Origin of the sequence: Tistrella mobilis KA081020-065, from assembly GCF_000264455.2 — a bacterium.
GTDB lineage: Bacteria > Pseudomonadota > Alphaproteobacteria > Tistrellales > Tistrellaceae > Tistrella > Tistrella mobilis.
In genome coordinates, this window is record NC_017958.1 from 987,344 (window position 1) to 999,594 (window position 12,251).

General features: G+C 69.2%; 11 protein-coding genes. 4 read left to right on the top strand and 7 right to left on the bottom strand.

Features of this window, described 5'->3' with window-relative positions; all coding sequences use genetic code 11:
* Positions 1–25: 25 nt before the first annotated feature.
* The 3 genes from TMO_RS27965 to TMO_RS30090 form a co-directional block, all read right to left on the bottom strand.
* A complete protein-coding gene (locus tag TMO_RS27965; RefSeq protein ID WP_014748432.1) occupies positions 26–715 on the bottom strand; it encodes an enoyl-CoA hydratase-related protein in 690 nt (229 codons plus the stop codon).
* A gap of 148 nt (positions 716–863) precedes the next feature.
* On the bottom strand, positions 864–1,295 hold the full coding sequence (locus TMO_RS27970; protein ID WP_014748433.1) for a hypothetical protein: 432 nt from the start codon (positions 1,293–1,295) through the stop codon (positions 864–866).
* A gap of 240 nt (positions 1,296–1,535) precedes the next feature.
* Positions 1,536–2,030: a DUF1344 domain-containing protein gene (locus TMO_RS30090; RefSeq protein WP_014748434.1), complete on the bottom strand. Its 495-nt coding sequence runs from the start codon at positions 2,028–2,030 to the stop codon at positions 1,536–1,538.
* Positions 2,031–2,316: 286 nt separating this feature from the next.
* Here TMO_RS30090 and TMO_RS27980 point away from each other — a divergent pair, with 286 nt between their 5' ends.
* Positions 2,317–4,623, top strand: coding sequence for a TonB-dependent hemoglobin/transferrin/lactoferrin family receptor (locus TMO_RS27980; RefSeq protein ID WP_014748435.1), 2,307 nt, complete (start codon positions 2,317–2,319; stop codon positions 4,621–4,623).
* A 4-nt stretch (positions 4,624–4,627) separates the two neighbouring features.
* The gene (locus tag TMO_RS27985) at positions 4,628–6,412 is read left to right on the top strand and encodes an ABC transporter ATP-binding protein/permease (protein ID WP_014748436.1); all 1,785 of its coding nucleotides are present in this window, start codon (positions 4,628–4,630) and stop codon (positions 6,410–6,412) included.
* Here TMO_RS27985 and TMO_RS27990 read toward each other — a convergent pair.
* Entirely contained in the window at positions 6,397–7,347 is a 951-nt protein-coding gene (locus TMO_RS27990) for an aldo/keto reductase (RefSeq protein ID WP_014748437.1), read from the bottom strand. The two genes, TMO_RS27985 and TMO_RS27990, sit on opposite strands and share 16 nt — an antisense overlap.
* Before the next feature lie 275 nt (positions 7,348–7,622).
* Positions 7,623–8,381, bottom strand: coding sequence for a glucose 1-dehydrogenase (locus TMO_RS27995; protein WP_014748438.1), 759 nt, complete (start codon positions 8,379–8,381; stop codon positions 7,623–7,625).
* A gap of 388 nt (positions 8,382–8,769) precedes the next feature.
* On the opposite strand from TMO_RS27995, the gene TMO_RS28000 reads away from it, so the two are divergent.
* Entirely contained in the window at positions 8,770–10,233 is a 1,464-nt protein-coding gene (locus TMO_RS28000; protein WP_014748439.1) for a thioredoxin-like domain-containing protein, read from the top strand.
* Positions 10,234–10,249: 16 nt separating this feature from the next.
* Positions 10,250–10,777, top strand: a complete 528-nt coding sequence (locus TMO_RS28005) for a GNAT family N-acetyltransferase (RefSeq protein ID WP_014748440.1) — start codon at positions 10,250–10,252, stop codon at positions 10,775–10,777.
* Positions 10,778–10,783: 6 nt separating this feature from the next.
* On the opposite strand, the gene TMO_RS28010 is transcribed toward TMO_RS28005, so the two are convergent.
* Both TMO_RS28010 and bluB read right to left on the bottom strand, forming a co-directional pair.
* Positions 10,784–11,539, bottom strand: a complete 756-nt coding sequence (locus TMO_RS28010; protein WP_014748441.1) for an NAD-dependent deacylase — start codon at positions 11,537–11,539, stop codon at positions 10,784–10,786.
* Positions 11,540–11,590: 51 nt separating this feature from the next.
* Positions 11,591–12,235: a 5,6-dimethylbenzimidazole synthase gene (gene bluB, locus TMO_RS28015; RefSeq protein WP_014748442.1), complete on the bottom strand. Its 645-nt coding sequence runs from the start codon at positions 12,233–12,235 to the stop codon at positions 11,591–11,593.
* Between the last annotated feature and the right edge of the window lie 16 nt (positions 12,236–12,251).

Genomic DNA, 12,251 nt, shown 5'->3' on the forward strand with positions numbered 1-12,251 from the left:
ATGCACGGCGGCGCGGCGGAGGGGGTCAGCGCAGCGTCGCCAGATCGGCTGCCAGCCCGTCCAGTGCCGCGCGGATCAGGGGGCCGCGCAGCCGCGCCTTGGTTGCGGCATAGGCGGCGGGCGACAGACGCTCGGCCAGATCCCGGGCCATGCGCTCCGCCCGGGCGACGGTGCTGGCGGGGTCGACCTCGATATCGTCGATCAGATTCTCGGCCAGCGCCGCCTCGGCCGAGAAGGCTTCCGCATGCAGCAGCGCCCGCGCCTCCAGATGCCGCGGCACCACGCTCTGCGCCACCATCAGCATCCAGGCCGGCAGCGGCATGCCGATCGCAGTCTCGTTCAATTGCAGCCGATAAGGGCCGGCGGTCATGCAGCGCATGTCGCAGGCATAGGCCAGGATCGCGCCGCCGGCGATGGCATGGCCGGTGAGCGCTGCGACCGTCGGCAGGCCCAGCCCGTGCAGCCGCAGTACCAGCCGCGAGAACTGCTCGAAGAAGGCGATGAACTCCGGGCCCGACAGCCCCGGCAGGATCTTGAGGTTCAGCCCGGCTGAAAACATGCCGTCGCGCCCCGCCAGCACCAGGGCGCGGGCGTCCGCCGCCTCGACCTCGTCCAGCGCCGCATCCAGCCGGGTGAACCAACCGGCGTCGAGCGCATTGGCCTTGCCGTCGTCGAAGCGGACGGTGGCGACCCCGTCCCGGAAGCTGGTCTCCATGGAATGCGTCTCCCTCCCTGACACGACCGCAGCCTCCCATATGACGGCGGCCCCCGCCCTGCCCTCTGATCCGGGGCAGATGCGGGGGCCGCCATCATAGCGCGTCCGGGTGGAAGTCGTCACGGGGACGCCGGCCCCGGACGTTGCATCAGCTGCCGCGGCTGCGCGGCTGGATGCCCAGCCAGCCACCGCCGCCGGTGCCGCCGGCGCCGATGGTGTTGCCGTTGCCGCCGGTGCCCTCGACGCTGTCGGTCACGCCCTTCAGGATCGAGGTGGCGCGGTTGAAGCCGTCATCGGCGTGATAGGTGATGGTCACCACCTCGCCGCGCGCGACCTCGGTCATCCGCGGGTCGCCGATCAGGAAGGCGGTGCCGTCCATCAGGGTCAGGAAAGCGCCGTCGGCCTGATAGACCACGCCCTGCTTGGTATGGGTCCCGTCGACATCGGCTGCCGCGGCGGCAAGCGGCGCAGCGGCGGCCTGCTCTGGCGTCACTGCATGGCGCTGGTCGGTGGCGGCGCCGGCGATGCCGGCACCGGCGAAGGTGAAGGCGGCGACAAACAGGGGGAGGGACTTGCGCATGATCTTGGGTCCTCTGTTCCGGGGACGGTGCCGTCGGGCACCGCATGCCCCTCGAAACCCCGGGCGCCCGCACCCGTTCCCGGGGTCATGGTTTTGCCCCGATCTCGTCGCAGCCCCGCGCGCCGGCCATCAAAATGCCGCAGCCGACACGCGAACGCCCGCCATCCCGGGGGCAGTCCGGGATGACGGGCGTCCTCGATCGGCATCAGGGATGCCGAAAGGCATTAAGCGGCTGACGGGTCAGCTGCCCTTGGCGCGGGGCTGAGCGCCCATCTGGCCGCCGCCACCGGTCGCCGACGAGCCGGTGGTGGTCGAATCGGTGCCGGTGCCGCTCAGGCTGTCGGTCGCACCCTTGCGCACCGAGGTGGCCTTGTTGGTGCCGCCGTCCTGATTGTAGGTGACGGTGACCTTGTCGCCGGCCTTCACGTCGCTCATCTGAGGGTCGTCGACCTGGAACTTCGTGCCGTCTTCCAGGGTCACGCTGTCGCCGCTGACGCTGGCGACGGTGCCCTGCTTGGTCATGGTGCCGGCGCCGGCACCCGTGCCGCCCGGCGCGGCAGCGCCCGAGCCGGTGCCAATGCCCGGCGTGGTGCCCGGATTGGTCGGATTGGCGTTCTGCGAACTGCCGGTGGTTCCGCCGGCGCCGGACGGCGTGCCGGAGGTGCCGGCCGCGGTGGCGAGCGAGGCGCCGCCGAGCATGAGGGCGGTCACGAGAACGGGCAGGGTCTTGCGCATCGGGGGAGTCTCCGTTGGTGCTTGGCAACTGCATTGCGGGCCATTGAGCCGGAGCAACTGCGTTGCGGGGGTCTGAGGCGTGGCGGGGTGCCATCCGCCTCTTGCCCCCTTCAACGGATGGGGGCCACGACCGTTCCGCTCCCTGCCCGAATTATTCGCCAGGCCCCTCCCCCATCGACGGGCTTGGCATCGCCATCCTGCGCGAGTATGTTCACGCAATCTTGATAATAAGAATCATTCGCAATTGAGAGACGAGTCCCTTCCAACGAGAAAGGGATCGGTCCGAATGAACACCACACGGCTGACGAACGGCCTCGGCCATGGGCTGCTGGCCCTCTGCCTCACCCTGCCCGCCACCGCCTTCGGCCAGAGCGCGGCACAACCGGTGGCCGCAGAACGTGAAGACGACGACAGGACGGAAGGCGCAGACGCGCCTGCGGGCACAGGCGAAAGACTGCCGCCGCTGTCGGTGATCGCCACCCGCGGCACCCGATCGGTCGACGACATCCCCGGCAATGTGACGGTGATCGACAGACAGGAGCTGGACCTGCGCATGGTCGAGGATATCGGCGAACTGGTCCGGCACCTGCCGGGCATCCAGGTCGACCGCCAGACCAGCGGCACCAACCCCTTCGGCGATCGCACCGGCTTCACCATCCGCGGCGTGTCGGGCAACCGCATCCTGACCCTGGTCGACGGCAGCCGGACCCTGGAGCGGATCACCGACAACACCCGCGACGTGGTCGAGCTGACCCATATGAAACGGGTGGAGATCCAGCGCGGCCCGGCCTCGGCACTCTGGGGCAGCGATGCGCTGGGCGGCGTGGTCGCCTTCGAGACCATGGACCCGGAGGACTATCTGGCGGTCAGCGGCCGCGACACCGCCTTCCGCTTCGACACCACCCATTCGACGCTGGACGACGCGACCGGCGGCGTCGGGGCGGCGGCGCTGCGCTATGGCGATTTCGCGGCCTCGCTGTCGCTGGGCCGGCGTGTGGGCCACGAGCCCGAGAACCGCAATGCCCGCAGTTCCAAAGCGGCCGGGGCGGTCTGGGACTGCTATCGCAATCCCGGCGCCACGCCCTGCGGCCAGCTCGATCCGGCCGATATCCGCGCGGACAATGTGCTCGCCAAACTGGTCTGGACACCCGGCAGCGATCACCGCATCGGCCTGACGCTGGAGCATTTCGAGCGCGAGACCGAGGTCGAGCAACTTTACGACCACGGCTACGACACGGCCGGCAATTTCGTCGCGAATTACGACCGGACCCAGACGCTCAGCCGGCAGCGCATCGCGCTGGAGCACGACTGGACGGTCGATATCGGCCCGATCGAGACCATCCGCTGGCAGCTCTCGCATTCCCCGCAGAAGAGCAGGCGCGAGGGGACGCGCGATCGCATCCTCGCGAACGGCAGCAGCGAAACCCGCTACGATTATCTTGAATACGAGGAAGCCTTTACCGAATTCGACGCCCAGTTCGATGGTGGGTTTGCGACCGGCCCGCTCAGCCATCGCCTGACCTGGGGCGTCGACGGCGACTATACCGAAACCGACTACGAGCGCGTCGACACCACGGTCAACCACACCACCGGCACCACCACCGTGGCCCGCGCAGGCGGGTTCAACTTCGCCAATGCCACCACGATCCGCGCCGATGCCTATGTCCAGGACGAGATCGGGCTCTGGAACGGAAGGCTGCGGGTGACCCCGGCGCTGCGCCTGGCGCATTACGCGATCGATCCCCATCCGAATGCCGATTACAAGCCGGTGGACGGCGCCGAACCGCGCAAGGTGACCGAGACCGAGCCGACCTGGAAACTGGGCGCGGTGCTGGATCTGGACGATACCTATTCGGTCTATGCCCAGTATGCCGAAGGTTTCAAGATGCCGACCGCCCAGCAGCTTTATACCTCGCTGCCCAGCACGAGCTTCAACCTGGTGCCCAATCCGAACCTGCGCCCGGAATCGGTGAAGAATTACGAGGCGGGCCTGCGCGGACGCTTCCGCGACGGCAGTTTCTCGGTGGGCGGCTTCTATGCCGACTATACCGATTTCATCCAGTCCTTCGTCTTCCTGCCCAATGGCGACATCACCTATGACAACCTGACCACGGTGAAGGTCTGGGGCGTCGAAGCCTCGGGCGAACTCTATCTGGACGATCTCTGGAGCGTGACCGGTGCGCTCTCGGCCCAGCACGGCAAGCAGCAGGCCGCGCCGGGCGAGGATACCACCGCCTTCGACGGCGCCATTCCGCTGGGCGGCACGCTGGGGCTGCATTACGACGACAGCGCGATGGGGCTGCGTGCCAGCCTCTACGGCACCTTCCAGCGCGGCGTGACCCGCACCGCCAGCAGCGACGCCTACAAGCCCGGCGGCTATGGCGTGTTCGATTTCGCCGCCGCCTGGACGCCCGCGCACTGGATCACGCTCCGCCTCGGCATCGACAACATCTTCGACAGGCGCTATTTCCCGAGTTCGGCCACGGCCTATGCCGCCCAGCCCTCCAGCACCTCGGTCGCCAACACCAACCCGATCGAGGCCCAGGTCCAGCCGGGCCGCGCGTTCTCGCTCGGCGCAACGCTGACCTTCTGACCCGATGACGGTCACCGCCGATCCCGGTCGCCCAGGCGGCCGGGCACGCGGCACCGCCCGCCGCCATCGCGGCGGGCGGCTGCGTTGTTTCCTGCGTCTGGCCCTGCCCTTCTTCCTCAGGCCTGCGGGCCGGGCGGCGGCGCTCAAATTCACCCTCGCCTTCGGCCTCGCCATCGCCGCGGTCTGGATCGGCTTCGAACGCAATGCCTGGAACCAGACCTTCTTCGGCGCGCTGGAGCGGCGCGATGCCGACGCCGTGTTTCGGGCGACGCTCGACTGGATCTGGCTGCTGGCGCTGCTGGTCGGCGTTTCGGTCCAGCGGGCCTATCTGGAACGCATGGTGGAGATCGAATGGCGGACCTGGCTGACCCGCCGCCTGCTCGACCGCTGGCTGGGGCGCGGCGGGCTCTGGCGGCTGGAAAGCGCCGGCCGGATCGACAATCCGGACCAGCGGGTGGCAGAAGATGCCCGGCTGCTGTCGTCGCTGACCGTGGAACTGACGCTGCGGGTGCTGCTCGACGTGGTCGAACTCGGTCTCTATATCGGCGTGCTCTGGTATCTGTCGGGCACGCTCGCCCTGCCGCTGCCGGGGGGCGGCAGCCTGGATCTGCCTGGTTATATGGTGATCGCAGCGGTGCTCTATGCCGGCATCGCCAATCTGGTCGCCCATCGTCTGGGCCGGCCGCTCGCCGGGCTCGCCGCCCGGCAGCAGCATCGCGAGGCCGATTTCCGCTTCGGCCTTGCGCGGCTGCGCGATGCGGCGATAGAGGTCGCCCTGCTCGGCGGCGGCCGGCGCGAGGCCGGGCTTGCCGCCGGCCGGTTCGACGCCGTGCGCCGGAACGCGCTCGACCTTGCCCGCCGCCACCGGATCTATGCCCTGTTCCAGACCCCGTTCAGCTACACCGTGCTCAACATCTCGATGTTCGTAACGGCACCCGCCTATCTGGCCGGCCAGCTGGATCTGGGCGGCATGATGCAGGCGCGCGGCGCCTTCTCGACCGTGGTCGCAAGCTTCGCGACCCTGGTCTTCGTCTATCCGAAAGTCGCCGAGCTGATGGCGGTGCTCGGGCGGCTGGAGGCCTTCGAACAGGCGCTGGCCGATCGCGGCCACCGCCTCTGCCCGCATCCGGCGGCGCGCGCCGCGGCATCGGATGCGCTGGTGCTGGAGGGGGTGGCGGTCACGACCTCCGACGGACAACCGCTGACCCGGCCGATCGATCTGGTGCTGCGGCCGGGCGAGAAAGTCGCGCTCACCGGCGCGTCGGGCACGGGCAAGAGCCTGCTGCTCTCCGCCATCGCCGGCGCCTGGCCGCATGTCACCGGCAGGATCGACCGGCCCCGGACAGGCTGGCCGCCGGTGGTCGTGCCCCAGCGTCCCTATCTGCCCGGTCTCGCCCTCGGCGACGCCCTGCTCTACCCGGCAGACGGCGACCTGCCGGAGAGCCGGGCGGAAGCCGCACGGCTGCTGGAGGCCGTGGGGCTCGGCCGGCTGGTGGCCGATCTGGACGGCCCGCCCCGCGACTGGGACCGGCAGCTTTCACCCGGAGAGCGTCAGCGCCTGGCCCTGGTCCGCGCCCTGCTGCGCCGGCCGCGCTGGCTGCTGATCGACGAGGCGACCTCGGCGCTGGATGCCGAGGCCGAGACACGGGTGCTGGCGCTGATCGACCGGATGCACCCGCCGCCGGCGGTGCTGATGGTGGCGCACCGCCCGGTGGCGATCGCCGCCTGCGACCGGGTGGTGGAGTTGTACCCGGCAGCAGATGTTCCGCCGGATCAGGCGCCGGCCTGATCCAGCGCCGTCATCTCTTCGGCGGTCAGCGACAGATCCAGCGCCTTCACCAGGCTGTTCAGCTGGTCGAGGCTGGTGGCGCTGGCGATCGGCGCGGTGACGCCGGGGCTGGCGATCATCCAGGCCAGCGCAACCTCGGCCGGGGTCGCGCCATGGGCCTCCGCAACCCCGTCGAGGGCGGCCAGGATGGCGAAGCCCCGCGGGTTCAGATATTTGCCGACCCGGCTGCCGCGCTGGCTCTGCGAGAGATCGGCCTCCGACCGGTACTTGCCCGAGAGGAAGCCCGAAGCCAGGCTGAAATAGGGGATGACGCCCAGCCCGCGGGCCATGCACAGATCCCTGAGCGGACCTTCGAAGCCGCTGCGGTCATAGAGATTGTATTCCGGCTGCAACGTCTCGTAGCGGGCAAGCCCGCCGGCGGTGGAGATGTCGAGCGCTTCCGACAGCTGATCGGCGGTGAAGTTCGAGGCGCCGATCGCCCGCACCTTGCCGGCCTTCACCAGCCGGTCGAAGGCTTCCAGCGTCTCGTCCTGGGGCGTGTCGGCATCGGGATAATGGGCCTGATAGAGATCGATATGATCGGTCTGCAGGCGGCGGAGCGAGGCCTCGACGCAGCGCTCGATCCGCACGGCCTTCAGCCCCTTGTCGTCGGGCCGCATCGGGGCGCCGACCTTGGTCAGGATCTTGACCTTCGCCCGCTTCGCCGGGTTGGCGGCCAGCCATCTGCCGATGATGGTCTCGGACTCGCCACCCTCATGCCCATCGACCCAGACCGAATAGACGTCGGCGGTGTCGATCGCATCGATGCCGGCATCGACCAGGGCATCGAGCAGGGTGAAGGAGGTCGGCTCGTCGGCGGTCCAGCCGAACACGTTGCCGCCGAAAACCAGGGGCACGATTTCAAGGCCGGACTGGCCGAGCTGGCGCGTCTGCATGGGGGAACCTCTCCTGATCCAGGAACGCCCGCAGATGCCGCCTCCCCGGAAAAGCTCCGGGGCCGGCTGCGGGCGACCCATGGTCGCGCGCCCCCGGCCCCGTATGCAAGCCGTCAGCGTCCCCAGCCCTCACCACTCACACGGATGCGCATGGCCCCGGATGGCGAGATGTACCCCCACCCGCCATTGAGGCGGGGGCCAAGGGCACGGAGTGCCCGCCCGGCGAGGGACTAAAAAGACTCACCCGCCCGGCGAGGGACCAGACAGACTCCTTCTCAGATGCAGCGCCCGCCATCGACTTCCATGCAGACGCCGGTCAGGAACGAGGCGGCATCCGAAGCGAGGAAGGCGGTGGCTTCGGCCACGTCGCGGGCCGAAGACAGGCGGCCGAGCGGAATGGTCTCGATGATCTTGGCGCGCGCCTCGGGCGTGTCGGGCTGGCCGAGGAAGGCGCTGGTCAGGCCGGTCGGGCCCATCACCGGGTTGACGGCGCAGACCCGGATGTTGTCGGGCGCCAGTTCCACCGCCATGGTCTTGGTGATGACCACGGCCGCGCCCTTGCTGCCGTTGTACCAGACCAGACCCGGGCGCGGACGCACGGCGGCGGTGGAGGCGATGTTGATCATCACGCCGCCCTTCTGGGCGCGGAACACCGGCACGGCATGCTTCGCGGCCCAGAACAGGCTCTTGACGTTGACGTCGAAGACCTTGTCGAAGGTCGCCTCGTCGACATCGGTCATGGGCCCGCGGTTGTGGGTATAGCCGGCATTGTTCACCAGCACGTCCAGCCGGCCGAAGGCATCGGTCGCCGCCTTGATCATGCCCGCGGTGCCGGCATCGGTCGCCACGTCGGCATGCACATAGACCGCCTCGGCGCCGGTCGCCTTGATCTCGGCCGTCACCCGCTCGCCGCCGGCATCGTTGATGTCGGCGACCACGACTTTGGCGCCCTTCTCGGCGAACAGCCTGGCGATGCCCTCGCCGAAACCCGAACCGCCGCCGGTGACGATCGCAACCTTGCCCGTCAGGCTCATCTTCTGCTCCTCTCCTGGAACGATCGGCCGGTGCCCCACCGGCCACGGCATCCGGCCCCCGTCTGATGGTGCGGGCGGGGTTTCCGGACCGGCCTCCGATCTCCCGTCCACCTCCGGCGACGGGGCGTCCACTCTCGGAAAACGCGAGCGGACAGCGAAGACATTCGCGGACAATAGCACGTCGGACGGCGCTGGGAAGAGCCTGCCCACGCCTCTGAACCCAAGGAAATCCGCCGATGCCCGCCTTGCGCGGAGCGTGCGGCGCACCATTCCCGCCGCAGTCCCTGGGCACAACCATTCGTTTCAAATTGACACAGAAACTTGCCGCCCGCACAGTCGACCGCAACGGCCAAAAGCAACGGCCGGCAGAATAGGGAGAACACGTCTGATGGCGATCCGCGCCCCGCATTTCCCCACCGACGGCGTCACCTGGTTCAATCTCGCAGGCCCGCCGCCAACCCTGCAGGACCTGCGCGGCCGGCTGGTGATCCTGGATTTCTGGACCTTCTGCTGCATCAACTGCATGCATGTACTGCCGGTGCTGGCCGAGATCGAGCGGCGCTATCCCGACACCGTGGCGGTGATCGGCGTCCACAGCCCGAAATTCACCGCCGAGCGCGACCCGGCCAAGGTCGCCGGCGCGATCGCCCGCTACGGCATCACCCATCCGGTGATCCACGACCCCGAGATGCGGATGTGGCGCGAATATGCCATCCGCGCCTGGCCCACGCTGGGTTTCATCGGCCCCGACGGCGCCTATCTGGGGGCTGCCCCCGGCGAGCCGGCGCTGGAGAAGCTGGTGGAACTGGTCGATCGGGTGCTTGAAGAGGCGCGCGAGGGCGGCAGCCTTGCGCCCGCCACGCTCGATCTGGCGCCGGCCCCCGAACCCGCGCGGCTGCTGCGCCACCCGGCGAAGCTCAAGGAATTCCGCTATGGCCGCGGCTCTGCCGGCTGGGCGATCGCCGATGCCGGCCATCACCAGATCGCGCTGTTCGACAATGCCGGCAACGAGATCCGCCGGGTGGGATCGGGCGAGCCCGGGCTGGTCGACGGGCCGGCCGAAAGCGCACGCTTCCAGCGGCCGCAGGGGCTGATCGCCGCCGATGGCGCGATCTTCGTCGCCGATACCTGGAACCACGCCGTGCGCCGGATCGATGTGGCGAGCGGCGAGGTCACCACCATCGCCGGCACCGGCCGGCGTGGCCCGATCCTGAAGGCACCAGCCCCCGCCATCGACTCGGCTCTCGCCAGCCCCTGGGATCTGGAATATCGCGAGGGTGTGCTGTATGTCGCCAATGCCGGCACCCATCAGCTGGCGCGGATCGATCTTGAGACCGGCGTGCTGGAACCGCTGGCCGGCACCGGCGCCGAGGCGCTGGTCGACGGGCCGGCCGATCAGGCGGCGCTGGCCCAGCCCTCGGCGCTGGCGCTGAAGGAAGATCGGCTCTGGTTCATCGATGCCGAAACCTCCAGCCTGCGGCGGCTGGATCTTGCGGGCGGCACGGTCTCGACCCTGGTCGGTGACGGTCTGTTCGAGTTCGGCATGGTCGACGGACCGGCACGGACCGCGCGCTTTCAGCACCCGCTCGGCCTCTGCTTCGACATGAACGGCAACATTCTGGTCGCCGACGCCTATAATGATGCGATCCGGGTGGTGGATCCGGAAACCGGCATGGTCTCCAGCCTCGACGATCCGCCCTATGACTGTTTCGACGATCTCTGCCGTCCGCTGTCGGAACCGGCCGGGGTTGCGGTGGATGACGACGGGGTGGTGTTCGTGGCCGATACCGGCAATGACCGGATCTTCCTGTATCACGACGTGTTCCGGACCAGCCGGACGTGGGCGGAATGACGCAGACGGGTGCGGAATGACGCAGACCGGGCCCCGGGCGGATGACCTGCTGATCCGCCCCGCCCACCCCGACGAGGCGGCGGCGCTGGCCGCGATCGAGGATGCGGCGGCGGCACAATTCGCCCGGATCGGGATGGATCTGGGTGCTGCCGCCTCGGATCCGGCCGCCATCGCCGCACGGGTGGCCGAGGGGGCCGTGCTGGCCGCAAGCCTGGGGGGCCGGCTGACGGGCTTTGCCATCGTCACCGTGGTGGACGGCAACGCTCATCTCGCGGAACTCGACGTGGCGCCGGATGTCCAGCGCCGGGGCATCGGCCGCCGCCTGATCGAGGCCGTGGCCGATCGGGCGCATGCGGCGGGCCCTCACCGCCTCACCCTCACCACCTTTCGCGACGTGCCCTGGAACGGCCCCTGGTACCGCCGGCTGGGGTTCACGGAGCTTGAACCCGCTGCCCAGGGGCCGGCGCTCAGGCAGATCCGTTTGGCCGAAGCCCGGCGGCTCGACCCGCTCGGACCACGGATCGCCATGGCGAGACCGCTCTGATCCGGCTCAGAGCCGGCCGAGCAGCTCGTCGACGAAAGCGGGGACGATCAGGCTTGCCGGGCCGTAGCGGGTTTCGGCGAACAGGCTGGCGCCTTCCGACGGCTCAAGGTTCAGTTCCAGCGTATGGGCCATGCCGCGATGGCGGACATCGGCCACGAAACCCGCCGCCGGATAGACCGTGCCCGAGGTGCCGACCGAGACGAACAGCCCGCACCCGGCCAGCGCCGCCCATATCCGCTCCATCTCGAACGGCATTTCGCCGAACCAGACGATATGCGGCCGCATCCGCCCGGTCGATCCGCAGCCGCCGCAGGCCGAGGCCTCGTCGAGATCGGCCAGGTGATGGGCGACCGCCTCACACTCCAGACAGCGCACCTTGGCCAGTTCGCCATGCATATGGATCAGATTGCGGCTGCCTGCGCGCTCGTGCAGGTCGTCGACATTCTGGGTCACCACCAGAACCCCGCCCGGCCAGGCCGCCTCCAGACGGGCCAGCGCCTGATGCGCGGGATTGGGCTGAACGGTCGCCAGCTGGGTGCGCCGGCTGTTGTAGAAGCCCTGGACCAGAGCCGGGTTGCGGGCAAAACCTTCGGGCGTCGCCAGGTCTTCCAGGCTGTGGCGCCGCCACACCCCGTCGGCATCGCGGAAGGTGTCGAGCCCGCTTTCCTTCGAAATGCCGGCCCCCGTCAGCACCACGATCGGCAGGTCGGGGGTCACGTCGTCCAGGCTCGTCTCAGGGTCGAAACGGTCGATCCAGCGCATCGGGGCTCACTCGCGAGAAGAGGACGAGAGGAAAAAATGCGGCACTGCGGCTCAACGCCGCAGCACCTGCCGGCAGTCGGGCCGGCGGTCCTGCCAGCCCTGGCGCTCCAGCTCCGGCACCTCCTGCTCATCGGCCGCCCGGCCAAGACACAGATAGCCGATGAAGCCCCAGCCGGCCGGCACGTCCAGCAGCTGCACCACCGGTGCGGGATCCAGGATCGAGACCCAGCCCAGCCCCACATCATGGGCACGTGCCGCCAGCCATAATGTATGGATGGCGAGCACCGCCGAATAGGCCACGGTTTCGGGCATGGTCCGGCGGCCGAGCCCGTGGCCCTGTTCAGGATCGGTGACCGCGAAGACCGCGAGTTGCAGCGGCGCCTTGTCGAGCCCTTCCAGCTTCAGCGCCCGATAGGCGGCGCGGCGCGGATCGGCCTGGGCGGTCGCCGCGGCCTCGTTCGCCTTCAGCACCTCGGCGCGGATGGCGGCACGCAAAGCGGGCGTGTCGACCCGCACGAAGCGCCAGGGCTGGGAGTTGCCGACGGAGGGCGCGAGACAGGCGAGATCGAGCAGCCGGTCGATCAGCTCTTCGGGCAGCGGATCGGTGCGGAACCTGCGCACATCCCGGCGCCACCGCAGCAACGTCTCCAGCATCGCCTGGAAGTCGGGATCGAAAACCGGTGCCGCGGTCGCCATTCATCAGCTCTCCGTC

Coding starts and splice junctions, on each gene's coding strand:
- TMO_RS27965 (WP_014748432.1), bottom strand. CDS start 715: ATGGAGACCAGCTTCCGGGACGGGGTCGCCACCGTCCGCTTCGACGAC.
- TMO_RS27970 (WP_014748433.1), bottom strand. CDS start 1,295: ATGCGCAAGTCCCTCCCCCTGTTTGTCGCCGCCTTCACCTTCGCCGGT.
- TMO_RS30090 (WP_014748434.1), bottom strand. CDS start 2,030: ATGCGCAAGACCCTGCCCGTTCTCGTGACCGCCCTCATGCTCGGCGGC.
- TMO_RS27980 (WP_014748435.1), top strand. CDS start 2,317: ATGAACACCACACGGCTGACGAACGGCCTCGGCCATGGGCTGCTGGCC.
- TMO_RS27985 (WP_014748436.1), top strand. CDS start 4,628: ATGACGGTCACCGCCGATCCCGGTCGCCCAGGCGGCCGGGCACGCGGC.
- TMO_RS27990 (WP_014748437.1), bottom strand. CDS start 7,347: ATGCAGACGCGCCAGCTCGGCCAGTCCGGCCTTGAAATCGTGCCCCTG.
- TMO_RS27995 (WP_014748438.1), bottom strand. CDS start 8,381: ATGAGCCTGACGGGCAAGGTTGCGATCGTCACCGGCGGCGGTTCGGGT.
- TMO_RS28000 (WP_014748439.1), top strand. CDS start 8,770: ATGGCGATCCGCGCCCCGCATTTCCCCACCGACGGCGTCACCTGGTTC.
- TMO_RS28005 (WP_014748440.1), top strand. CDS start 10,250: ATGACGCAGACCGGGCCCCGGGCGGATGACCTGCTGATCCGCCCCGCC.
- TMO_RS28010 (WP_014748441.1), bottom strand. CDS start 11,539: ATGCGCTGGATCGACCGTTTCGACCCTGAGACGAGCCTGGACGACGTG.
- bluB (WP_014748442.1), bottom strand. CDS start 12,235: ATGGCGACCGCGGCACCGGTTTTCGATCCCGACTTCCAGGCGATGCTG.